Origin of the sequence: Tenacibaculum xiamenense, assembly GCF_964513065.1 — a bacterium.
Taxonomy (GTDB): Bacteria; Bacteroidota; Bacteroidia; order Flavobacteriales; family Flavobacteriaceae; genus Polaribacter; species Polaribacter xiamenense.
Map to the genome: position 1 here is coordinate 38,135 of NZ_CAZEQU010000042.1, position 23,506 is coordinate 61,640.

Annotated in this window: 19 protein-coding genes; 13 read left to right on the forward strand and 6 right to left on the reverse strand. The window is 31.7% G+C overall.

Translation table 11 applies throughout. The features are described 5' to 3' along the window. Positions 1 to 8: 8 nt before the first annotated feature. From wecB to rfbB, 10 genes are all read left to right on the forward strand, one after another. Positions 9 to 1,142, forward strand: coding sequence for a non-hydrolyzing UDP-N-acetylglucosamine 2-epimerase (gene wecB / locus ACKTTV_RS19785; protein ID WP_408032617.1), 1,134 nt, complete (start codon positions 9 to 11; stop codon positions 1,140 to 1,142). Between the two features lie 18 nt (positions 1,143 to 1,160). Next, a complete protein-coding gene (locus ACKTTV_RS19790; protein ID WP_408032618.1) occupies positions 1,161 to 2,369 on the forward strand; it encodes a glycosyltransferase family 4 protein in 1,209 nt (402 codons plus the stop codon). Further along, a complete protein-coding gene (locus ACKTTV_RS19795) occupies positions 2,362 to 2,976 on the forward strand; it encodes a sugar transferase (RefSeq protein ID WP_408032619.1) in 615 nt (204 codons plus the stop codon). Before ACKTTV_RS19790 ends, ACKTTV_RS19795 begins: the two co-directional genes overlap by 8 nt. Positions 2,977 to 2,978: 2 nt before the next feature. Next, complete coding sequence (gene purN, locus ACKTTV_RS19800; protein WP_408032620.1) at positions 2,979 to 3,539, forward strand: phosphoribosylglycinamide formyltransferase; 561 nt, start codon at positions 2,979 to 2,981, stop codon at positions 3,537 to 3,539. A 381-nt stretch (positions 3,540 to 3,920) separates the two neighbouring features. Next, positions 3,921 to 5,000: a GNAT family N-acetyltransferase gene (locus tag ACKTTV_RS19805; protein ID WP_408032621.1), complete on the forward strand. Its 1,080-nt coding sequence runs from the start codon at positions 3,921 to 3,923 to the stop codon at positions 4,998 to 5,000. A gap of 87 nt (positions 5,001 to 5,087) precedes the next feature. Then, on the forward strand, positions 5,088 to 6,224 hold the full coding sequence (locus tag ACKTTV_RS19810) for a DegT/DnrJ/EryC1/StrS family aminotransferase (RefSeq protein WP_408032622.1): 1,137 nt from the start codon (positions 5,088 to 5,090) through the stop codon (positions 6,222 to 6,224). 74 nt (positions 6,225 to 6,298) lie between these two features. Next, the gene (gene rfbA / locus ACKTTV_RS19815) at positions 6,299 to 7,171 is read left to right on the forward strand and encodes a glucose-1-phosphate thymidylyltransferase RfbA (protein WP_408032623.1); all 873 of its coding nucleotides are present in this window, start codon (positions 6,299 to 6,301) and stop codon (positions 7,169 to 7,171) included. Between the two features lie 3 nt (positions 7,172 to 7,174). Beyond that, the gene (gene rfbC, locus ACKTTV_RS19820) at positions 7,175 to 7,729 is read left to right on the forward strand and encodes a dTDP-4-dehydrorhamnose 3,5-epimerase (protein WP_408032624.1); all 555 of its coding nucleotides are present in this window, start codon (positions 7,175 to 7,177) and stop codon (positions 7,727 to 7,729) included. A gap of 2 nt (positions 7,730 to 7,731) precedes the next feature. Next, complete coding sequence (gene rfbD, locus ACKTTV_RS19825) at positions 7,732 to 8,589, forward strand: dTDP-4-dehydrorhamnose reductase (RefSeq protein WP_408032625.1); 858 nt, start codon at positions 7,732 to 7,734, stop codon at positions 8,587 to 8,589. Then, complete coding sequence (gene rfbB, locus ACKTTV_RS19830) at positions 8,589 to 9,638, forward strand: dTDP-glucose 4,6-dehydratase (RefSeq protein ID WP_408032626.1); 1,050 nt, start codon at positions 8,589 to 8,591, stop codon at positions 9,636 to 9,638. The genes rfbD and rfbB overlap by 1 nt, the downstream gene beginning before the upstream one ends. Before the next feature lie 70 nt (positions 9,639 to 9,708). Here rfbB and ACKTTV_RS19835 read toward each other — a convergent pair whose 3' ends face one another. The 6 genes from ACKTTV_RS19835 to porU all read right to left on the reverse strand — a co-directional run bounded on the left by ACKTTV_RS19835 (position 9,709) and on the right by porU (position 19,464). Further along, entirely contained in the window at positions 9,709 to 11,547 is a 1,839-nt protein-coding gene (locus tag ACKTTV_RS19835; RefSeq protein ID WP_408032627.1) for an amino acid ABC transporter substrate-binding protein, read from the reverse strand. A gap of 42 nt (positions 11,548 to 11,589) precedes the next feature. Next, positions 11,590 to 13,125, reverse strand: a complete 1,536-nt coding sequence (guaA, locus tag ACKTTV_RS19840; protein ID WP_408032628.1) for a glutamine-hydrolyzing GMP synthase — start codon at positions 13,123 to 13,125, stop codon at positions 11,590 to 11,592. A gap of 55 nt (positions 13,126 to 13,180) precedes the next feature. Next, positions 13,181 to 14,245: a 3-oxoacyl-ACP synthase III family protein gene (locus ACKTTV_RS19845; protein ID WP_408032629.1), complete on the reverse strand. Its 1,065-nt coding sequence runs from the start codon at positions 14,243 to 14,245 to the stop codon at positions 13,181 to 13,183. A gap of 116 nt (positions 14,246 to 14,361) precedes the next feature. Beyond that, on the reverse strand, positions 14,362 to 14,844 hold the full coding sequence (cdd, locus tag ACKTTV_RS19850; RefSeq protein ID WP_408032630.1) for a cytidine deaminase: 483 nt from the start codon (positions 14,842 to 14,844) through the stop codon (positions 14,362 to 14,364). Positions 14,845 to 14,956: 112 nt separating this feature from the next. Further along, positions 14,957 to 16,036: a type IX secretion system outer membrane channel protein PorV gene (porV, locus tag ACKTTV_RS19855; RefSeq protein WP_408032631.1), complete on the reverse strand. Its 1,080-nt coding sequence runs from the start codon at positions 16,034 to 16,036 to the stop codon at positions 14,957 to 14,959. A gap of 47 nt (positions 16,037 to 16,083) precedes the next feature. Then, a complete protein-coding gene (gene porU / locus ACKTTV_RS19860; RefSeq protein WP_408032632.1) occupies positions 16,084 to 19,464 on the reverse strand; it encodes a type IX secretion system sortase PorU in 3,381 nt (1,126 codons plus the stop codon). Positions 19,465 to 19,667: 203 nt separating this feature from the next. On the opposite strand from porU, the gene gldJ reads away from it, so the two are divergent. The 3 genes from gldJ (at position 19,668) to ACKTTV_RS19875 (ending at position 23,464) form a co-directional block, all read left to right on the forward strand. Beyond that, positions 19,668 to 21,383, forward strand: a complete 1,716-nt coding sequence (gene gldJ / locus ACKTTV_RS19865; RefSeq protein ID WP_408032633.1) for a gliding motility lipoprotein GldJ — start codon at positions 19,668 to 19,670, stop codon at positions 21,381 to 21,383. 67 nt (positions 21,384 to 21,450) lie between these two features. Then, positions 21,451 to 22,704, forward strand: a complete 1,254-nt coding sequence (locus ACKTTV_RS19870) for a UDP-N-acetylmuramoyl-tripeptide--D-alanyl-D-alanine ligase (RefSeq protein WP_408032634.1) — start codon at positions 21,451 to 21,453, stop codon at positions 22,702 to 22,704. 22 nt (positions 22,705 to 22,726) lie between these two features. After that, on the forward strand, positions 22,727 to 23,464 hold the full coding sequence (locus tag ACKTTV_RS19875) for a tyrosine-protein phosphatase (protein WP_408032635.1): 738 nt from the start codon (positions 22,727 to 22,729) through the stop codon (positions 23,462 to 23,464). Positions 23,465 to 23,506 lie beyond the last annotated feature (42 nt).

The following is a 23,506-nucleotide window of genomic DNA, read 5'->3' on the forward strand; positions in this document are numbered from 1 at the left end:
ACGATACAATGAAAAAATTAAAAGTAGTAACGGTAGTAGGAACACGACCAGAAATTATTAGACTATCGTGTACACTAATTGCATTAGACAAGAATGACGCTATAGATCATGTTTTAGTTCATACAGGACAAAACTATGATTATGAATTAAACGAAATATTTTTTGAAGATTTAGGGCTTAGGAAACCGGATTATTTCTTGGAGGCTGCTGGGAAAAACGCCACAGAAACCGTTGGAAACATTCTAATAAAAATAGACCCAATTTTAGAACAAGAAAATCCAGATGCATTCTTAGTATTAGGAGACACAAACTCTTGTCTATGTGCTATTCCGGCAAAAAAACGTAAAATCCCTGTATTTCATATGGAAGCAGGAAACCGTTGTTTTGATCAAAGAGTGCCAGAAGAAACAAACCGTAAAATTGTAGATCATGTATCGGATATCAATCTTACATATAGCAGCATTGCTCGTGAATACTTATTACGTGAAGGATTACCACCGGATAGAGTAATTAAGACGGGAAGTCCAATGTATGAAGTATTGCACAAATTCTTACCAAAAATTGAAGCTTCTGACGTATTAGTCAAGTTAGGATTAGAAAAACACAAATTCTTTGTAGTATCATCCCACAGAGAAGAAAACATAAGCAACCCAAAAAATTTCAAAGGATTAATAGATTCATTAAATTTAATTGCTGAAGCATACGATTACCCAATCATCGTATCGACGCATCCTAGAACGCGAAATATGTTGAAGAATAAAGACATAAAAACGCACAAAAACATCCAGTTCTTAAAACCATTAGGTTTTTCTGATTATAACGCATTGCAAATGCATTCATTTGCAGTATTATCTGATTCAGGAACTATTTCAGAAGAGTCATCAATCTTAAACTTTCATGCGCTAAACATTCGTGAAGCACATGAACGCCCGGAAGCAATGGAAGAAGCGTCTGTAATGATGGTAGGATTAAACCCTGAACGTATATTGCAAGGATTAGCAGCATTAAATGTGCAAGGGAGAGGTTTAAAAAGAAACTTTAGGGAAGTATACGATTATTCTATGCCCAATGTGAGCGAGAAAATAGTACGAATAATACTTTCATATACAGATTATGTGAATAGAGTCGTTTGGAGTAAATAAACAAAAACTAATTTAACTATGAATGTACTCTTTTTGACAATTGCAAAAATAAACTCTTTAGGGGATAGCGGTATATATACAGATCTCTTAAGAGAATTTTACAAAGACGGGCATAATGTATATATTGTTTGTCCAACAGAAAGACGAGAAAAGAAAAAAACTTATTTGGTAAAAGAAACTGAAGGGGTTATTCTTAACATCCGAACTTTAAATATTCAAAAAACGAATATTATTGAAAAAGGGTTTGGTACACTTGCAATTGAGAACCAGTTTCTTTCAGGGGTAAAAAAGTTTTTTTCAGAGATAAAATTTGACCTAGTTATTTACTCTACACCACCAATTACATTTTCTAAAGTTATTAGTTTTATAAAAAAGAGAGATGGAGCGTATAGCTATCTTTTACTTAAAGATATTTTTCCTCAAAATGCTATTGACATGAGGATGATAAAAAAAGGTAGTTTTCTACATAAATTCTTTATGAAAAAGGAGCGAAAGTTATACGAGATTTCAGATACAATTGGATGTATGTCTCAAGCAAACAAAAATTTTATTCTAACTCATAACCCGAATGTTTCACCGGAAAAAGTTGAAGTGAATCCTAATTCCATTTTCCCTATTGAAATGGAAGAAATAGAGGAAGAAAGGATCTCTTTGAAAAAGGTATATGGACTTCCTTTAAATAAGAAAATTTTTGTTTATGGTGGTAATCTAGGGAAACCACAAGGAATTGATTTTTTATTGGAAACAATAGAAACAACAAAAAGAGAGGATGTTTTCTTTTTAATAATTGGTTCAGGTACAGAATACAACCGTATTAAAAAATGGTTTGAAAGTACACATCCAAAAAATGCTATGTTGATGAAAGGATTACCAAAAGAGCAGTATGAAAAATTGTTAAGAGCCTGTGATGTGGGGATGCTATTCTTGCACAAGGATTTTACAATACCCAATTTTCCATCTCGTTTGTTATCATATTTACAGATTAAATTACCAGTTCTTGCGGCAACTGATCCAAATACTGACGTAGGTTCCATTATTGAAAGCGCAGGTTGTGGATATTGGACAATATCGGGAAATCAAGAGTCAATGCACACTACTATAGATAAATTTTGTAAGGATAGTAAAAAATATATGGAGATGAAAGAAAATGCTTGGAGACTGCTTGTAAAAGAATTTCATGTAAGACATTCGTTTCAACTTATAAAAAATAGACTTAAAAATGTATAAAAGATTTTTCAAACGGGTAATAGATTTTACAGTTGCTCTTATTGGATTACTTATTTTCAGCCCAATAATTGTAATATTAACGATCTGTTTATTTTTTGCCAATAAAGGAAAGCCTTTTTTCTATCAAATACGTCCAGGAAAAAATGAACAGCCTTTTAAAATTATTAAGTTTAAAACTATGACCGACGAGAAGGATGAAAAAGGAAATTTACTTCCCGATGAAGAGCGGTTGACAAAAATTGGAAGATTTGTACGGAAAACATCTCTAGATGAATTGCTTCAATTAATAAATGTATTAAAGGCGGATATGAGTTTAATTGGACCAAGACCATTATTATTAAGATATTTACCTTATTATACAGAACAAGAAAGACTAAGACATACTGTAAGACCTGGAATTACAGGGTTAGCGCAAGTTAACGGAAGAAATTTATTGAATTGGGAAAAGAGAATACAATTTGATATAGATTATGTAAAAGAAGTTTCATTCCTTATGGATTGTAAAATTTTAACTTTAACAATAAAATCAGTTTTGTTCAGTGAAAATATAGTTGTTAACCCAGGAAGTCAATTGGAAGATTTGGACAAACAAAGAAAAAATATTTAAACATGAAAAAATTTGCAGTTTTTTACTCAGGTTATGGTAGAGGAGCTAAAGAAATTATCAAAGATTATGTTAACGGTTATATTGAGCCAGAACTGGCTTTGGTTTTCACAACCAACCCCGATACCGATGCTTTTGAGTTGGCAAAAAAGGCGGGAATTGAAACTTTTTCTCTAGACAAAAAATCTTATAAATCCCATAAAGAATTCGAACAAAAAATTTTAACTGTTTTAAAGAAACAAAAAATAGATTATATTTTTTTAGCAGGTTATGGTTTTTTGATACGTGAAACATTATTAAGTGAATTTAAAGAAAGAATTGTAAATATACACCCTTCTTTGTTACCAGTTTTTAAAGGACTTAATGCATTACAACAAGCTTTGGAATATGGTGTTAAGATTGTAGGAATAACAACGCATATAGTTGATGAAGGTCTTGATTCAGGTAGAATTCTTTATCAGGAAGCAATTTCAGTAGAAGAAGATGATTTTAAACAATTAGAATATCGTGTTTTTAAAATAGGAACAACCTTACAGGTGAAAACAATAAACAAATACTTTATTTAAATATGATTATATAAAAGTGATTGAGAAAGGAGTTTTTGATGCGAGAATCAATATTTATGAGTTTTGTCAGATAAGAGTGAAGTTTGATTATAGAGTAAAATACATGAATTTTAGGTTAGTTTATGAATTTAATAACTGCATACAGTACGATAAGAGGGAGTTTTTCGTGTTATAAATTTCTTCTCAGTTCTGATAGCTGGTTAATGGTAAATAACAAAACGAACTTTTTGAATGTATATCATGGTGTAATGAAACTACTTGAGAAACTTTCTCCAAATGCTTCTTGAATATTACCTAAAAGTATTATAAGTTTTTTCTATTTATCAAGATTGGACTAAAGAAGATTTTGATATAATGAAGTCCAATTAAAAATGGTGTTAAATGTTTGAAATATTAAGAATTAATTCAGTCAACGGAAGAGAGAAGTATCTAAACTTAATCTCATCGTTAAATATTAACAATCCATATTCTCAACTAGACTATGTAGATGTCTTTAGTGAAGGATTAGAAAGTTTGGTTTGTTTTTTTTACTCTAATAAAGAAAATAATGCTAGAGTAATTATGTTAGTACATATTAATCCTATACAAATTAAGGAGGAGAAAATACAGTATTTTGATGTAGTAACACCTTATGGTTATTCTGGACCAATTTCATCTGCAAATGCTTCAGAGTTTGATATTAAAGAATTTTGGAAGAACGTTGATCAATGGTATGCTGAAAACAACGTTGTGTCGGAATTTATAAGGTTTAATCTTTCCAATAATCATTTAAATTATTCAGGAGAAGTTGTTCAGACAATGCTAAATATAAAAGGTGAAATTTTAGAAGAAGATCTACAATGGAAGTCTTTCGATCGGAAAGTAAGAAAAAACGTTAATAAGGCTAAACGTGAAAATTTAAAAAGTAAAGTTTATTTCAGGGACAGTATTGATGATGATAAAATATTTGAGTTTTACAATATATATATTGAAACAATGACTCGTACAAATGCCTTGGAAAAATTTCATTACAGCTTAGAAGATTTTAAGCGGTTTATAAAATTTAATAATAAGTATTGCGCGATATGTACAGTATATTTAGATGATACTCCCATAGCTTCTGAACTTGTATTAAAATCTAAGGACTCCATGTATTCTTTTCTTGGAGGAACTGATGAAAGATTTTTTGATAAACGACCCAATGATTTTTTAAAGGTAGAACTAATTGATTGGGGGAGAAATCAGGATTTAAAATACTATGTCTTAGGAGGTGGATATGGTTTAGAAGATGGTATATTTAAATACAAAAAATGTTTTTTTCCTAATGATATTGTTAATTATTATACTGGAAGAAAAGTAGTTAATAAAATGGTGTATGATAGTCTTGTAGAGAAAGCGAATAGATATAGGGTTTCAAGAGGATTGTCAGAATTAGATATAAAAGATAAATCTTTTTTCCCTTTGTATAAAAAAATCAACTGAAATTAGTTACAAGTTAAGATTATTTCAAATTTTTATACTCAGGATTAAAGAATTGTAAAAATAGTTTTTAGAATAAATTATTAATTTATGAAAGATAAAATATGGCTTTCATCACCTCATATGGGAGGAGGAGAACAAAAATATGTACAAGAAGCATTTGATACAAATTGGGTAGCACCTTTAGGACCTAATGTAAATGGCTTTGAAGCAGATCTTGAGAATTATATAGGTAAGGAGACTAAGGTTGCATGTTTAGCTTCTGGTACATCGGCTTTACATTTGGCACTAATACTTTCTGATGTTACTTATGGAGATGAAGTTTTATGCCAAAGTATAACTTTTTCAGCTTCTGCAAATCCAATTGTGTACCAAGGAGCAAAACCAGTTTTTATTGATAGTGAATACGAAACTTGGAATATGTGTCCTAAAGTTTTGGAAGAAGCTATTGAAGATAGAATTTCTAAAGGGAAAAAACCTAAAGCAATCATTGTTGTTCATTTGTATGGTATGCCAGCAAAAATGAATGAAATAATGTCGGTTGCTAGAAAGTATGATATAACGTTAATTGAAGATGCAGCTGAGGCACTTGGTTCTAAATATAAAAAAAATAAGTGCGGAACTTTTGGTGATTTTGGAATTTTGTCTTTCAATGGAAACAAAATTATTACTACTTCGGGTGGAGGAGCTTTAGTTTGTAAAAACAATAAAGAGAAAGAAAAGGCAATATTTTTGGCTACACAAGCACGTGATAATGCACCCCATTATCAGCACTCTGAAATAGGGTATAATTATAGAATGAGTAATATAACGGCAGGTATTGGTAGAGGACAAATGGAAGTTTTAGATGAACATATTAATTATCGCCGAGCAAATCATAAGTTTTATAAGGATTTATTTCTTAATGTGGAGGGAATTACTTTGTTAACAGAGCCTAACGATGATTATTATTCAAATCATTGGCTGACTTCTATTATTATTGATGAGAAAATAACTGGTTTCAACAGAGAAGATTTGAGGCTAATTATGTTAGAAGATAACATAGAAACAAGACCTTTATGGAAGCCAATGCATTTACAACCAGTGTTTAAGGATTGCTCGTACTACGGAAGTAATATTTCTGAAAAATTGTTTAAAGATGGATTATGCTTACCTTCAGGATCTAATTTAACGGATGCGGATCGAGAGAGAATAAAGTTATCTATTAATAAATTACTTGAAAAGTAAGATAAATAAAAAAAATGAGGAATTGTTATGGGTTAATTTTTTATAAATTTACCTATCCATATAAAGAAAAATAAATGAAAGGCATCATCTTAGCGGGCGGTTCAGGAACCAGACTCTATCCAATCACAAAAGGAGTATCAAAACAGTTATTACCAGTATATGATAAACCTATGATTTATTATCCGTTATCGGTTTTAATGTTGGCTGGAATAAGGGAAATATTGATAATTTCAACTCCACAAGATTTACCAAACTTTAAAAAATTATTGGGCGATGGCAATGAGTTAGGAATTCAGTTAAGCTACGCAGAGCAACCTTCCCCGGATGGTCTAGCTCAAGCTTTTATAATAGGGGAGGAATTTATAGGGAATGATGATGTATGTATGGTCTTAGGTGATAATATTTTTTATGGACATGGGTTACCAGAAATGTTCCAAAATGCCATAAATAATGTTAAAAAAGATGGAAATGCAACAATTTTCGGATATTATGTTAAGGATCCTGAGCGTTATGGTGTCGCTGAGTTTGATTCAGCGGGGAATGTCATTTCTGTTGTAGAAAAACCTGAAAAACCAAAATCAAATTATGCCATTGTTGGGTTATATTTTTACCCTAAGGATGTTATAGAAATTGCTAAAAAGGTAAAGCCTTCTGATCGAGGTGAACTAGAAATAACATCTGTTAATCAAGCTTATTTAGATAAAAAGAGCCTTAAAGTAGAATTAATGGGAAGAGGATATGCTTGGTTGGATACAGGAACACATGATTCTTTAATGGAGGCAGGACAGTTTATTGAAACTATAGAAAAACGTCAAGGTTTAAAGGTTGCCTGTTTAGAAGAAATAGCGCACTATATGGGGTACATTGATGATAGTCAATTAAGAAAGTTAGCAGAACCATTAAAAAAGAATAATTACGGACAATATTTACTAAATCTGATAAAATAAAAAATGGAAGTTATTAAAACAGAAATTCCTGATGTCGTTATTATACAACCCAAAATTTTTGGAGATCATAGAGGATATTTTTTCGAGTCTTTCAACTTAAAAACTTTTAATGAAAAGGTTATTAAAACTGATTTTGTTCAGGATAATGAATCTAAATCTTCTAGAGGAGTTTTGAGAGGCTTGCATTTTCAAAAGCCACCATATGCTCAAGCTAAATTAGTACGTTGTATTAAAGGCTGTGTTTTAGATGTGGCGGTTGATATAAGAGTTGGATCACCCACTTATGGGAAATATGTTGCTATAGAATTATCAGAAGAAAATAAACAACAGTTATTTGTTCCTAGAGGATTTGCTCATGGTTATTCGGTATTGTCGGAAGAAGCAATCTTTGCCTATAAAGTTGATAATTGGTATGCACCCGAATATGATAGTGGTATTAGATGGGATGATACGGATTTAGGGATAGATTGGAAGTTAGAAATGGAAGAGGTCAAATTGTCGGAAAAGGATTCAAATCTATTAGGGTTGAAAGATTTAGAAAGCCCATTCAAATATTAAATATGAATATATTAGTAACGGGTGCTTCTGGTCAATTAGGTTCGGAGATAAGAGAAAAATCAACCGAGTTTTCTCAACACAATTATTTTTTTGAGGATTCCAAAAGTTTGGATATTACAGATTCAGAGAAAGTAAAAGAGGTTATAGAAGAAAACAATATAGAGGTTGTCATGAACTGTGCAGCTTACACTTCTGTAGATAAGGCTGAATCGGAGGAGTTAAATGCTGAAAATGTTAATTCGCTCGGAGTTAAAAATCTACTTTTGGCATTAAAAGGTAAGGGGAAATTAATTCATATTTCAACAGATTATGTATTTAATGGTAAAAGTTATGAGCCATATAAAGAAGAACATTATGTTGAACCTATAGGTGTTTATGGAAAAACGAAACGACTAGGGGAAGAATATATTCTGAATTCAGAAGTTGAATCAATAATTATACGAACATCTTGGGTTTATTCTAGTTTTGGAAATAATTTTGTGAAAACAATGTTACGTTTAGGGAAAGAACGGAATGAACTAAATGTGATTTTTGATCAAATTGGGTCACCAACTTATGCAAGAGACCTGGCATTGGTATGTTTAGATTCTATAGATAAAGACTTTTCGAATCTATCTAAGATCTACCACTACTCAAATGAGGGGGTAACATCATGGTACGATTTTGCTAAGGCAATTATGGAAATTTCTGGTGTTGATTGTAAAATATATCCGATTGAGACTAAAGATTATCCAACACCTGCAAAACGACCAAATTATTCATTATTGAATAAAACCAAAATTAAAAAGGAGTTTAATATTACAATACCCTATTGGAGAGATTCATTGAAGGATTGTATAAAAAAAATAGAACGAAACTAATGAAAAATATATTAATTACTGGTGGAGCTGGTTTTATAGGGTCTCATGTTGTTAGGTTATTTGTTAACTCATATCCAGATTATCATATTTATAATTTAGATGTTTTAACTTATGCTGGTAATCTGGAAAATTTAAAAGACATTGAAGATAAACCTAATTATACGTTTATAAAGGCAGATATTTGTGACCATGAAAAAATGGAATCTATTTTTTCTGACTATAATATAGATGGTGTTATCCATTTAGCAGCGGAATCACATGTAGACCGCTCTATAAAAGATCCTTTTTCTTTTGCTAAAACAAATGTTTTAGGAACATTAAACCTGTTACAGGCTGCCAAAACGTATTGGGGTGGTGATTTTGAAAATAAACTGTTTTACCATGTTTCTACAGATGAAGTCTATGGAACTCTAGGAGAGTCAGGATTCTTCACAGAAAACACTGCTTACGACCCCCATTCGCCTTATTCAGCTTCGAAAGCTTCTTCGGATCATTTTGTCAGATCATTTTATGATACTTACAATTTGCCCGTTGTTATTTCTAATTGTTCGAATAACTACGGTTCACACCAATTTCCTGAAAAATTAATTCCACTTTTTATTAATAACATATGCAATAATAAACCGTTACCAGTTTATGGAAAGGGTGAAAATGTTCGTGATTGGCTATTCGTTAATGACCATGCTCGCGCAATTGATGTTATTTTTCATAAAGGGAAAATTGGAGAGACCTACAATATTGGAGGTTTTAATGAATGGAAGAATATTGATTTGATAAAAGTGATTATTAAAACTGTAGACAAGCTTTTAGGGCGTCCTGAAGGAGCTTCTGAAGAATTAATCACTTTTGTCACGGATCGAGCGGGACATGATTATCGATATGCTATTGATTCAAGTAAATTAAAGAACGAGCTAGGTTGGGAGCCGTCGCTTCAATTTGAAGAAGGAATAGAGAAGACAGTAAAATGGTATCTAGAAAATAAAGCATGGGTAGATAATGTTACGAGTGGAAACTATCTGAAATATTACCAAGATATGTATGGAGAATAGAAAAAATATTACTTCTATTCAATAAGAAAGAAATAAAAAACCTCAAACGAAACGTTTGAGGTTTTTTATTTTACTTAAGTCTCTTTAAACTTAAATCTTGATTATATTTTACTATAAAGAGCCCTCTGTTTTCGGCCGAACCAAATGTCCTTTTATGATAATCAAACTTATTTTCAACTCGTAAGGAAACTCCTTCTTTAAAAGTTTTAGAAATGTTATTACCAGAAGCAATCCTCATAAGAATGTCGTAGGTTACATCAAATCCCTTAATAGCATAACTTGAAGGCAAGGTATTATTAAGGCTTTTGAATTTTTTATAAAAGACTTGCACTTCTTCAGAACTTTCATCAGCGAAAATATCCGAAACATAGGTGAAATTAACATTTGCAAGTTTGTTATTATCTATATTGTCATAAACTTCATTCTTGATAGCAGTAAAAACTTGAACAGTCATATTATCTGGTAATCCAATCATGCTGTTCAATGCATCTTTTATGGCAACACTATTCTTGGTAGCAATTATAACCCAGTTATGTTGTTCATGATTCATTTTTTTTGTAAAACGCTCTCTTTTTATATACCCATCATCAGGTTTTAAAATATGAACTTTAGAAATCGAATCATGGTTTTTAAGAGAAGTACTAATTGAGCTAATCGCTTCTTTCGAGTATTTACTATTATCTCCCACAATAAAAATATTCTCCCCTTTGTAAACTCCCTTGAGATAAGAAGTTAAGAATTCAGAATATGAACTTTTATCTGGAGATGTCTTAACAATCTTAGAAGTAGTTAAACTTTTTTGTTTGTTTGAATAATGAGGAAAAACAACAATACCGTTTGTTGATTTAGCAACCTTAGTCGCTTTTTCAGAGTAAAAAGGTCCTATTATTGCATCTTGATTTTCTAACTCATCATTTGCTATTATAGCAGAAATATTTTTACCCTTTGTACCCGTATCAAAAACACTGGTGTTAATAATAACGCCTTGGTTTCTTAAAGAGTCAATAGCCATTTCTGCCCCCATGTAAAAATCTGTCACCAAATTGGCTAATCGATTCTTAAATATCCTTTTAGAAGATAGAGTATCATATTTTTCTGTTCTAAAAGGTAGTAATAATGCCAGATTAATTGTTGAATTATCCTCTATGCTATCCTTGTATAAAGAAAGATTAACACCTTTTTCAATCTCTTCTATAGGTTTTATTTTAAGAAGTTGGCCAATTGATAATTGATTGTTTTTAATCTCAGGAAATTCAGGGTTTAAGCGTATTAAGTCATCCTTAGAAATATTATAAAAACGGGTAATACCATATACTGTTTCTTTACTCTGTACAGTATGGGTTAAGTATCTGTTTTTAATTTCTTCTTCATCCAAAGTAACAGTTTCTTCAATAGCCTTAACATTTAAAACCTGTCCAATAGATAAAGTATTGTTCTTTAATTCAGAATGATTAGGGTTTAACTTGATAAGCTCATCTTTAGAAATACCATATTGTTTCGTAATTCTATAAACTGTTTCCCCAGCTTCGACAGTATGAGTTTCATACCCACTAATAATAGTTGTTTTGAATTCTGTTTCCTGTTTTTCTTCAGAAGTTTCGGTAACAGTATCATTTGTAGAGTTGTTTTTTTCTTCAATTATAGCATAACTGTCGTTACCCGATGTATTTGAAGAATTACGGTCTTTAATTTTAGGGTTAGGTATAACAATGATAGTATTTGGAGATGGATTTTTACCAACATCTGGATTAAGTCTTAGCAAATCCTTTGAATCCATATCCAAGCGTTCCGCAATGTCATTCATAGTTTCCCCATCTTTTACTTTGTAGGAAACATAGCGTTTCTGCTGACCGCACGAAATAGAAATCGTTAATATACCTGTTAAAATTAAAAACTGTAATTTCTTCATTTACTTTGTATATAATTTAATGAGTGATTTTGTATATAAACGTTATTCCCACTCAATTGTTGCAGGCGGTTTAGAACTGATATCATAAACAACTCTATTAACACCTTTTACATTATTTATTATTTTGTTTGAGGTTTTTTGTAAAAATTCATAAGGTAAATTTACCCAATCGGCTGTCATACCATCTGTACTTTCAACTGCTCTAAGGGCAACTACTTTTTCATAAGTACGTTCATCTCCCATAACTCCTACAGAATTTACTGGTAATAAAATTGCCCCAGCTTGCCATACTTGGTTATAAAGACCACTTTCTTTTAAACCATTAATAAAAACTGCATCCACTTCTTGTAATATGCGAACTTTTTCAGCAGTAATATCTCCTAAAATACGGATTGCTAAACCAGGTCCAGGAAAAGGATGACGACCTAATAACTCTTTATCTATTCCCATTGAAGCACCAACTCTCCTTACTTCATCTTTAAAGATCATTCTTAATGGTTCAACAACCTTTAATTTCATAAAATCAGGTAATCCTCCTACATTATGATGACTTTTTATTGTTGCTGAAGGACCTCCAGTAGCAGAAACGGACTCAATAACATCAGGATAAATAGTTCCTTGTGCTAACCATTTAGCGTCTTCTATTTGATTCGCTTCATCATCAAACACATCTATAAATACCTTTCCTATTGCTTTACGTTTTGCTTCAGGGTCAGACAATCCAGCTAATTCATCCAAGAAACGTGCCGAAGCATCAACACCTTTAACATTAAGTCCCATACCTTCGTATTGTTTCAATACATCGGAAAATTCATTTTTACGTAAAAGACCATTATTAACAAAAATACAGTGAAGATTACTTCCAATAGCTTTGTGAAGTAATACAGCAGCTACAGTAGAATCAACTCCTCCAGATAAACCAAGAACAACTTTGTCGTTTCCAAGTTTTTCTTTTAATCCAGCAACGGTTTCATCAACGAAAGAGTCAGGAGTCCAAGTTTGGTTAACACCAGCAATTGAAACTAAGAAGTTTTCTAATAACTGCTTCCCATCAGTTGAGTGATATACTTCTGGGTGAAATTGAATAGCGTATGTTGTTTCACCTTCAATTTTATATGCAGCATTTTCTACATCATTTGTACTGGCTAAAAGCACCGCGTTTTCAGGTAATTCCTTAATAGTATCTGAATGGCTCATCCACACTTGGCTGCCTTCAGAAATTTGAGAAAAGAAAGTTTCACTTTCTTTGATATATGAAAGATTAGCTCTTCCATATTCTCTGGTATTTGATGAAGCTACCAAACCTCCAGAAAAGTGTGCTAAATATTGAGCACCATAACAAACAGCCAATAAAGGTTTTTTACCTCTTATTTCTGATAAGTCAGGATGCAGAGCATCTTCAGATCGAACAGAAACAGGACTTCCAGACAGAATAACTGCCTTATAATTATCTAAATTTTGTGGTAATTTGTTGTACGGGTGAATCTCGCAATAAATATTCAACTCCCTTACTCGGCGCGCAATTAACTGCGTATATTGCGATCCGAAATCTAAAATAAGTACATTGTGTTGTTGCATCCGCAAAAATAGTATTTAGATTTTAGATTAACGATATTTAGTTGACTATTTTTAGCTAATATTTATAGACAATTGCATTTATATTCATTCCAGCACCAACTGAAGCTAACATGATAACATCTCCCTTGTTAATTTCTTGGTTTTCAATTTCACCTTTTAACACCAAATCAAGTAAAGTAGGTACAGTTGCAACGGAACTATTTCCTAACTTATGGATACACATTGGCATGATATCTTTAGGAGCTTGCATTTTATATAAGCGGTAGAACCGTTTAATGATTGCTTCATCCATTTTTTCGTTCGCTTGATGAATGAAAATTTTCTTTAGAGCCGCTATTTCAACACCACTTTTATCAAGTGCTTCTTTCATTGCTTTAGGTACATTCGATAAAGCAAATTCATAGATTTTTCTTCCATTCATTTTAATATATCGAACATCTTTATCATTATTTCCATTATGTGAGCTTCCGAAGAATAAATGATAAGCTTCATCTTTGGCAAAAGTTTGGGCCGCATGACTCAAAATTCCTGAATCGGGTTTTTCTGTTTTTTCGATAATACAAGCACCAGCACCGTCACTATATATCATAGAATCTCTGTCATGATGATCAATTACTCGAGATAAAGTTTCTGCTCCAATAACAAGAACTTTTGTTGCAATTCCAGATTGTATGTACGATTGAGCTTGAATAACACCTTGAATCCAACCAGGACAACCAAAAAGCAAGTCATAAGCGATGCAATTGGGATTCTCAATTTTAAGTAAGTGCTTCACTCTTGTTGCTAAACTGGGAAGAATATCACTTTGAATAGCATTAGCTCTAACGTCTCCAAAATTATGAGCAAATATTATATAGTCTAATTCCTCTGGGTTAATACCTGCATCTTCTATTGCTTTTTTAGAAGCAAGATAACCAAGATCCGAAGTATTTAAGTTGTTTTTTGCGTAACGACGTTCTTCAATACCAGTTATTGATTTAAACTTTTCTATAATAACAGTATTGTTATTCTCAAAGGGAGTTCCATCAACATGTAAAAATCTATTGTCTGAAAATTGAATATTTTCTTTTGTAATGCTAGGAATGTAGGTACCCGTTCCGGTAATTATCGAATTCATCATCTTTTTGCTTCCTTTCTTATGTGATAAACAAAGAAAGCATTTTAAATGACTTCTTAGTATGTATTTGAAGACCTTTTGTTATTTTTTGCGATTTTGACAAAAAAAGATGTCGAAAATTACAAATATGAACTATCAAATGAAAAAGGAAGGAGTGATAACAAGGATTCTGTTTTTATAATTTGACCAACCTCACCCATAAATATTATTTCAATCGGTTGTTTTTGATTGATTTCGTATTCTGAAAGTGTTTGCCTGCATGCTCCACATGGACCAACAGGTTTGCTCACCACAATTTCAGAGGAAGCCGCTGTTATTGCTATTTTTTTTACAGTCATATTTGGATATTCTGAACCTGCTTTCCATATTGCCACCCGTTCAGCACACATACCAGATGGGTAAGCAGCATTCTCCTGATTATTTCCTGTGATAATTTTACCATTATTTAAGAGTAGAGCAGCACCTACGTTAAATTTTGAGTATGGAGCATAGGCTTTTTTTCTCGCTTCAATAGCATGATTCATTAGATCAAATTCTTCTTTTGATAGTTCTGAAAGATTATCAAAGACGGTAGCAGAAGAGTTAACTTGTATTTTTTTCATAAGTATTGTATATTATATCTGCAGGAGATAAAATTCACATAGTTAAAGTCAAAAAAAGCTGTCGTTAAAGACAGCTTTATATTTTCTTCTAAGTTACTAAAAAAAATGAATTTTAATAATCATCGTAAATTTGACCAAGATCGAATGATAAAGAAAAACGTAATGTATTCTCAAGAGGGTTATTTACGTTAGATGTGTTCATTAGATATGATAAATCTAAAGAAAAAGCTCTAGCTTTAAAACCAGCTCCCATAGTAAAATACTGACGTTGTCCTTTTTGTTCACTTTCATGGAAATAACCCGCTCTAACAGCGAACGCTTTGTTGTATAGATATTCAGCACCTAAAGCCCATGTTACTTCTTGTAATTCCTCGCTAAAACTTCTATCTCCTAGTGATGTAAACATTCCTTCGAACCAACTTCTTGTAGAATTGGGACTTGAAGGAACAAGTAACTTTGTGAATTCCACGTTTAAACCTAAAAGATTGTAATCATCTAAAATGAAGTCAAATCCTCCACCAAGTTTTAAATTTGTTGGAATGAAATTTGGATCTCCAGGAGTATACTCAACCTTTGGTCCAATGTTAGCAATATTAATACCTAATCTATAGCGACCATTAAAACTACCGTAGTTTTCTTCTTCTGATCTATAGTAAGCAGAAATATCTACAGCAAAAGAGTTTACGGCATCTAAGTTATTAGAAACATCAAGATTTGAATTAATGTATTTTAATCCAACTCCCATAGAAAATGTCTCACTTAGTTTCATAGAGTAAGTTCCTGTAATAGCTAATTCATTCGGACTAATGCTTCCAGTTGGATTTCCACTATTATCTGTTAGGTCGATTCTACCTAAAGAGAAATATTTTAAATCAACTCCAAAGGCTGCATTTTCTTTAAATCTCTGCACATACGAAAGGTTTCCTGCAAAAATATCGTCTGTTAAATTTCGTAACCAAGGTGTATAATTTATACCAATACTTATTTCGTTTTCATTGAATGCCGTTTTTGAAGCATTGTGAAAAATAGAAAAAGCATCTGATGAGGTAGCTACTCCGATATCTCCCATACCTCCAGCTCTTGCGTCGGATGTAATTAATAAAAATGGAGTTGCAGTTGTAATACCTTGCTGAGCTTTAGTCGTTAAACTAAAACCTAACAAAAGTAGTAAAAGGGTCGTTAATTTTCTCATTTATGTTTTGATTGTTGATTGTGCAAATATAAGATTTTACGTTCTATTTATAATATAACCAGTTTTTCATATTTCTCAAATGTGCCATTGGAAACCGTTGATTTTATGCTCAATTTATAAACATAAACTCCTTTACCAATTTTATTTCCAAAATCGTCCAAACCATTCCATGTTATACTTCTTGATAAGTTTCCAGTGGTTTGTGATATTTGATTAATTGTTTTAACTAACTTTCCAGAAACTGTAAAAATTTGTATTTGAACTTCTAATGGTTCATTGGGTTTGTTATGATTAAACCAGAATTCAGTATAGTTTACAAACGGATTAGGATAGTTTAAAACATTACTGATATTCAGTTCAGAATCACTTACAACCACAAACGATAACGTTATCTCTGACGAATTATTGTAGGTGTCCCAAGCTTTTATTTTTAAGGTGTGTAACCCTTCTGATAAATTTCTAAGTCTATACGATACGTTTCCTTTGGTAAAGTCATCCAATTCAGTTTGATAATAATCATTTAAAATGATGGGATCAGATTCGTTATTATCAAGAATAGCAACAATATCATGATCTACCGCAGTAATTGATGTATTAATACCGCTAGGATCGGCTAAGTTGATAATTAAATTAGGAGAGGCATTAGTTGTTCCTCCATCTACAAAAGATTCATCATTCAAGAAAGCTTGTAATTGTGGACCAGTATTATCTTCTGGAGCATCAGGATTGATACCTCCTACAGTAACATCAAAATTGGCTCCACCTTTATCAATAGATTCGTTATTAGCATATAGACTGATTTTTCCTTTTCCGAAGGCTATTTTAATATCTTTTGGAACGATGAACTCGAACTTAAAAGAACCATTATTCACAGAAGCTTGCCCTCTGAATAATTTACTCTCTTGAGAATCAAATGTATTTATAATACCAAAGCCATCATTATCCAAGGTTTGCTTATCAACAGATTTATCGAAAATTGTAGTGCTTAAAACACCGTTAAAGTTTGGTATAATATTATCTGAATTATCGGTAACAATTCCTTCAATGGAAACTCTTGATAAAGCCTTTAAAGTATCAATAGACTGTGTAATGTCTTTATCATTAATCTTAGTTAACTTAATATTCGGTTTTGGAGTTGCAAGTTTCATTGCAGGATCACCGAAATAATAAATAAAATATTTTTGACTACTCGAAGTTCTGTTTTTTGTTTCAATCAAATTTTGAGCAATAGAGAGGTTTCTATCATTAAAATCGAGTACATCTTTGGTTAGCTCTTTATTAAAAAGTTCTCCAAGAGATATAAAAACGTTTCTTGTAGTAGTAATCATACTTACGGCCCCTCCATTTTTATTTAAGAATAATTTTTCACCGGCAGTGTCTCTTAGAGGGTTGTCGAATCGCGAAAACTCACAAGTTACTGTAATAAATAAAGGAAGTGTATTGAAGTTATTTAAAGCTTCAATCTGAGGAATTTCAAGAAGTCTTTCATCGGCTAATCCATCTTCACCCCCATGCCCAAAATAATCGAAGACTAGAGTTCCTTTTTCTATAGAATTACTTACTGCATTTTTTACTTGAGGATATCTCTCTCCTCCAGAGGTGGTTTCTTGTCGAAATGCGTCCGCATATAGTTTATTGATATTATAAAATGGTTTATTACTTTTAATAGAATCAGCTACCTCCTCTAATCCAGACTGAAGTGTTCTATCCGCATCTTGATCAATATCATCAGCTAAGAGGGTAATTGAATTTCTCCAATCTCCAAATGATTTAGGAGCATAGTAATTCAAAATTTTATCTACTACTTGATTCGCTTCCTGAGTTGATGTTACAGGAATTCTACCAGAGGCGATATCAATATTATTAGAAGTAAGCATTGAACCATCGGATTGATCCACCATAACAAAATAATCATCCGTTACATAAGAGGAAACTAAATCAAAACTTTGAGTTGCATGAAATGTGGGAACAACATTATTATTATTTGTTAACCTGTCTTTGTAATCATAGGAAGAGTCTCCAAAAAAACAGACGTATTGTAATTTACTTGCTGAAGAGGAATTATCATAAAGATATTTTATAAAGTCTCTTATGGCAGTGGCATCTGGGGAGCCTGATGAAAATTCATTATATATTTGGTCTAGTTTTATGACAGCTGACGACAAATTACTGTTGTTTTGATGATAGTCAGCTAACCTTTTAGCTTCATTATATAAGTCGTTATTTGTTATGACTAGGTATTGGATGTTTGCCAAGTCATGTAAATCTTGATTTTCAATTGGTGAGGTTCCTTCAATAGTAGGAGTATAAAAATCATCTGTAATAACAACAAACTCATCTAAAATATTACCGTTTGTTTTGAAACTAAATATTCCAGAGTTACTAATGTTCTCAATGTTTTTTGGGTTGATATGGTCAGAAACATGCCAGACCTGATTTGGATTATTTCCTTGGATATCAAATTGCACAACTCCTGTGGTATTAAAGGCCTCAAAGCTTCTGAAATTAAATTGATTTCCTTGCGTGATTAAGTTTTTTTTACCAGAAATTTCTATATAATCTAAATATGCTTTTGCAGAAGGTAATCCATTGTTGTTATAAGTCAAATTAATATCAATAGAATTAGAAGAAGAACTTGGAATTGAAACTTCACTGGTTCTTTGAACTGCCAAAGAAGTAACACCAGAATTTGAAATTGGTGGGAAATTTAGTGTGCTAATATTAGTTCCTGAATTGGAAATAGTCATACTTGAAGACAATGTCGAAATTGTAACAGCACTAACTTTTACTTTTATGTCGGAATTTGCCAATTGATTTGGAAATGGGATGCTAAATGTTTGAGAGTTCTCAAAGCTAAAATCTTCTCCAAACCACAATCGTCCAACTGCGAACAAATTCCTAATTTCTTTTTCATAAAAAATAAAATCATCGAATGAAGTTAATGTTCTTACACTATTTTGAGTTGGTTGATTGAAGGTTTCGATTCTTTTACCAGGTGTGTCGTCAATAATTAGAAAATAATAAGATTTATCAGAATAAATATTTTGTTTATGACTTACTTCTTCTGTAACTGGTAAAACTTCCCAATCATGTGGACCTTTTCCATAAAATAAGATATAATCATTATCATTAAAAACACCGTCATCTTGCCCATGAACGTAAATAGCATTCTCTTTTAAGTCATTAAATCGGGGTAAACTTGCAATTTCTGGCAACATACTCCCTCCATTTCCAAATATTTTTATATTTTTAGGATCGATAGAATTTGAATTGATTCCGAGTTGATTTAAAAAATTATTATCAATTTTAAAAACACCAGTAGTATCAATTGAAAATTTATACCAATTCCCCTTGGATAAAACTGAGTTAGATTGCCCATATCCTAAAAATGCAACCAATAGGTAAAAAAGAGTTGTGTATACTTTCATATTTGCTACAAAATAACGAAATTCTAAGTAAGTTATTTTGATCTTTTGTTTAATTCATGATAATAAAGTTTAAAAAGAATCGTTTGAGACTAAACGAATGACATTGTTTTTTAATTTAGTTTGTGTTTAAAATAAAAGTGAATATAGTTGTTAGAAGTGATAAATATTGTAAATTGCAGCACCCTTAAAATAGTTAAAAATACATGAAAAGTACGTTAAGATTTTTTAGTTTATTAGCCGTCTCAGGATTGCTAATTGCTTCTTGTAGTAGCAAAAGAAGTGGTTCAGGACAATCTTCCCTCACTGGATGGAACTTTAATGACCCAAGTTATGGAGGTTATTTAAAAGGGAAGTACAAAGAAGGAAATAATGTGCCTCCTGGAATGGTACATATTGAAGGAGGAACCTTTACAATGGGATTGGTTCAAGATGATGTGATGTTTGATTGGAATACTACCCCAAGACAAATGCACGTGCGTTCTTTTTATATGGATGAAACGGAAGTTACGAATTCGGAGTATAGTTTATTTATGCAATATACAAAGGATATCTTCCCTCCTGAAGAACCACAGTTCAAAAATATTTATGAATCAATTTTGCCAGATACTTTAGTTTGGAGAAAAGGTTTAGGAAATACAAATTTATTATCTGAAAGTTATTTACGTCATCCATCGTATGCAGAATATCCTGTAGTAGGAGTTAGCTGGATTCAAGCAAATAAGTATTGTAAGTGGCGTACAAATGCGGTGAATTTAAAAATATTAATGGATAAAGGAATTATCACAAATATTTTTAAGGAAGATTCATTAGCATTTAAAGGAAAGAATAATTTTGATACGGATGCGTACTTGTCAAATCCATACGCATTATTTGATGGAGATTCTACAATTTATAAAAAGGGTTTGCCTGTACCAAGAAAGAAAGGTCAGCCTAAACAAGAAAAAGGATCATTCTCAGGAAGACATGTAACTTCAACGGATGGTATCTTATCTCAAAAATTCAGGTTACCTACAGAAGTTGAGTGGGAATATGCTGCTAAAGCGATCTTCGAAAACAGAGAATACAACAATATCCGTGGAAGAAAGAAATATGCTTGGCATGGAAAATATACTCGTGATAGAGATAAGAGAAGAAGAGGTGATCAATTAGCCAACTTTAAGCAAGGAAGAGGTAATTATTCAGGTATTGCTGGATGGAGTAGTGATGGATCGGATATTCCTAACGCTGTACGCAGTTACCCACCAAATGCTTTTGGTTTATTTGATATGTCAGGTAATGTTGCTGAATGGGTATCGGATGTATATAGACCGATTATCGATTCTGAAGCCAATGACTTTAATTATTTTAGAGGAAATATTTTTGCTAAGAAATTAATCAATGAAGATGGTAAAGTGGTTATCGTTGGAGATGAGCTTGGTGAAATTGAATACGATACTTTAGAAAATGGTAGAATAGTACCAAAAGATATTCCTGGTTCTGTAAAGTACATTCCAATAACGAAGGAAGATACTTATATGAGAAGGAACTATAATTTAGCCGATAATTCAAGTTTAGGTGATGGAGATCAAGCATCTTCAAAATTCTTTGAGTTAGATAAAGATGAGTTAGTTGGAAAGCCAAGAATGTATAATTCACCTCAAAAACCAGAAGCTGAAAAAGATTCTTTAGGAAGAGTTATCAATAATTATAAATACGATAGTAAGTCAAGAACAACTTTAATAAGTGATAAATCACGTGTTTTCAAAGGAGGTTCTTGGGCAGATAGAGAGTACTGGTTGGACCCAGCACAACGTAGATATTTCCCTGAGTATATGGCAACAAATTACATTGGATTTAGATGTGCTACGGACAAAATGGGACCAATGATGATGAATCAGAGAAAAACTGCAACACCGAGATACTCGAATAAAAACAAATAAAGAATACTTTTATAACTTAGATATAATAAACCTCATTGATCTCAATGAGGTTTATTATTTTTACAATATGAATGTGAAAGATATTTATAAGTTGTACACGGAGTCATATTTGGTTGATACAGATACTAGATCGATACGTGAAAACTCAGTTTTTTTTGCTTTAAAAGGAGAAAATTTCAATGGGAATAAGTTTGCTCAAGATGCCTTAAAAAAAGGAGCTAGCTATGCAATTATTGATGAAGAAGATTATTTTGTTGATAACAAAACGATCTTAGTTCAAGATACTTTAACAACACTTCAAGAGCTTGCAACCTATCATAGAAACGTATTAAATATTCCGATTGTAGCCTTAACCGGAAGTAATGGGAAAACAACAACAAAAGAGTTGATTAATGCGGTTCTAAATAAAAGGTATAGTGTTACATCTACAAAGGGAAATTTGAATAATCATATTGGTGTACCTCTTACACTGTTATCAATGACTCCAGAAACTCAAATAGGAGTTGTAGAAATGGGGGCAAATCACCAGAAAGAAATAGCTCTTTTGTCAGAAATAACAAATCCTGATTATGGACTTATAACTAATTTTGGTAAAGCTCATTTAGAAGGATTTGGTTCTGTTGAAGGAATTATAAAAGGAAAGTCTGAATTGTATGATTTTCTAAGAAATAATTCAAAAATTGCCGTTGTTAATCCAGATGATTCTGTTCAAATGGAAAAAACATCAGATATTAAAAGAATTTTGTTTGATGAGTCCATTAAATTTATAGAAGCATCACCACTGGTACGCTTGACTTATAAGGACCTGAATATTAAAAGTAATCTTATAGGAAGTTATAACTATAATAATATTTGTGCCGCAATAACAATTGGTATAGCATTTGATGTGAATCAGAAACAAATAAAAGAGGCTATTGAAGAGTATATCCCTAAAAATAATCGATCACAAATAATTGATAAAGGAGGTGTTCAAATAGTTTTAGATGCCTACAATGCAAATCCTACAAGTATGAAATGTAGCCTTGAAAGTTTTAAAGAAATGGAAGGAGATTATAAAACGGTTATACTAGGGGATATGTTTGAGCTTGGTGTTAGTAGTGAAGAAGAGCATCAAAATATTATAAGTTTATTAGAAAGAAGTAATTTTGATAATTGTTATTTGGTAGGAGAAGAGTTTTTCAAAACTAATACGCGTTTTAATAAGTTTAAAAAATTTGATGACTTAAAAATGTTTATGAGAAACATTCCCATAAACAATGGAACTATTTTAATAAAAGGATCAAGAGGTATGGCTCTTGAGAGAGTTTTAGATATAATTTAAATGAAGTTTTAAGATATAATATATGTTTTTCCTTAAGAAGAAAGAAATTCCGTTAAACGAGATATTTACTAATGATTTTACCGATATACATTCTCATTTGCTGCCAGGAATAGATGATGGAGCAAAAGATATGGAGAACTCAATTCAGTTAATTGAAAAAATGAGTTCTTACGGTATCAATAATTTTGTAACAACACCTCATGTTTTAGGTGATGTATACCCTAATTCAAGCGAATTGATTCTTAAAAAAGCGGAAGAAGTAAAAGGAGAATTGGTTAAAAGAGGTTGCGACAATATTGAATTTCGTGCGGCGGCAGAATATATGATGGATGAGAAGTTCGTAGAAAGATTAGCCAATGATGATGTACTTACATTGAAGGATAATTATATTTTGGTTGAAATGTCTTATTTTAATGCTCCGTATAATTTATTTGATATATTATTTGAAATACAATTAAAAGGGTACAAACCAGTTCTTGCACATCCTGAACGTTATAACTTTTATCATAAGGATTTTCAAATGTACTATAAATTGAAAAAGGCGGGATGTGTTTTTCAGCTTAACTTGTTGTCTTTAACAGAACAATATGGAAAAGGAGTGCAGAAAATAACAAATAAACTATTGGAAGAAGGGCTGTATGATTTCGTAGGAACAGATACACATCACATGAATCATTTAAGACTACTTAGTAAGATTGGGGAAAAGAAAACGATACGAAAAATTGAGAACTTGATAAAGAAAAATTATATGTTTAGATAGAAATAAAAAAGAGCAATTTAAAATTGCTCTTTTTTATTTTTT

Excerpts from the sequence above, each read along its gene's own strand:
- rfbC (WP_408032624.1), top strand. The coding sequence starts at position 7,175 with ATGGAAGTTATTAAAACAGAAATTCCTGATGTCGTTATTATACAACCC.
- rfbB (WP_408032626.1), top strand. The coding sequence starts at position 8,589 with ATGAAAAATATATTAATTACTGGTGGAGCTGGTTTTATAGGGTCTCAT.
- purN (WP_408032620.1), top strand. The coding sequence starts at position 2,979 with ATGAAAAAATTTGCAGTTTTTTACTCAGGTTATGGTAGAGGAGCTAAA.
- porV (WP_408032631.1), bottom strand. The coding sequence starts at position 16,036 with ATGAGAAAATTAACGACCCTTTTACTACTTTTGTTAGGTTTTAGTTTA.
- wecB (WP_408032617.1), top strand. The coding sequence starts at position 9 with ATGAAAAAATTAAAAGTAGTAACGGTAGTAGGAACACGACCAGAAATT.
- cdd (WP_408032630.1), bottom strand. The coding sequence starts at position 14,844 with ATGAAAAAAATACAAGTTAACTCTTCTGCTACCGTCTTTGATAATCTT.
- ACKTTV_RS19805 (WP_408032621.1), top strand. The coding sequence starts at position 3,921 with ATGTTTGAAATATTAAGAATTAATTCAGTCAACGGAAGAGAGAAGTAT.
- guaA (WP_408032628.1), bottom strand. The coding sequence starts at position 13,125 with ATGCAACAACACAATGTACTTATTTTAGATTTCGGATCGCAATATACG.
- rfbA (WP_408032623.1), top strand. The coding sequence starts at position 6,299 with ATGAAAGGCATCATCTTAGCGGGCGGTTCAGGAACCAGACTCTATCCA.
- ACKTTV_RS19875 (WP_408032635.1), top strand. The coding sequence starts at position 22,727 with ATGTTTTTCCTTAAGAAGAAAGAAATTCCGTTAAACGAGATATTTACT.
- ACKTTV_RS19790 (WP_408032618.1), top strand. The coding sequence starts at position 1,161 with ATGAATGTACTCTTTTTGACAATTGCAAAAATAAACTCTTTAGGGGAT.
- ACKTTV_RS19845 (WP_408032629.1), bottom strand. The coding sequence starts at position 14,245 with ATGATGAATTCGATAATTACCGGAACGGGTACCTACATTCCTAGCATT.
- ACKTTV_RS19795 (WP_408032619.1), top strand. The coding sequence starts at position 2,362 with ATGTATAAAAGATTTTTCAAACGGGTAATAGATTTTACAGTTGCTCTT.
- porU (WP_408032632.1), bottom strand. The coding sequence starts at position 19,464 with ATGAAAGTATACACAACTCTTTTTTACCTATTGGTTGCATTTTTAGGA.
- rfbD (WP_408032625.1), top strand. The coding sequence starts at position 7,732 with ATGAATATATTAGTAACGGGTGCTTCTGGTCAATTAGGTTCGGAGATA.
- gldJ (WP_408032633.1), top strand. The coding sequence starts at position 19,668 with ATGAAAAGTACGTTAAGATTTTTTAGTTTATTAGCCGTCTCAGGATTG.
- ACKTTV_RS19870 (WP_408032634.1), top strand. The coding sequence starts at position 21,451 with ATGAATGTGAAAGATATTTATAAGTTGTACACGGAGTCATATTTGGTT.
- ACKTTV_RS19835 (WP_408032627.1), bottom strand. The coding sequence starts at position 11,547 with ATGAAGAAATTACAGTTTTTAATTTTAACAGGTATATTAACGATTTCT.
- ACKTTV_RS19810 (WP_408032622.1), top strand. The coding sequence starts at position 5,088 with ATGAAAGATAAAATATGGCTTTCATCACCTCATATGGGAGGAGGAGAA.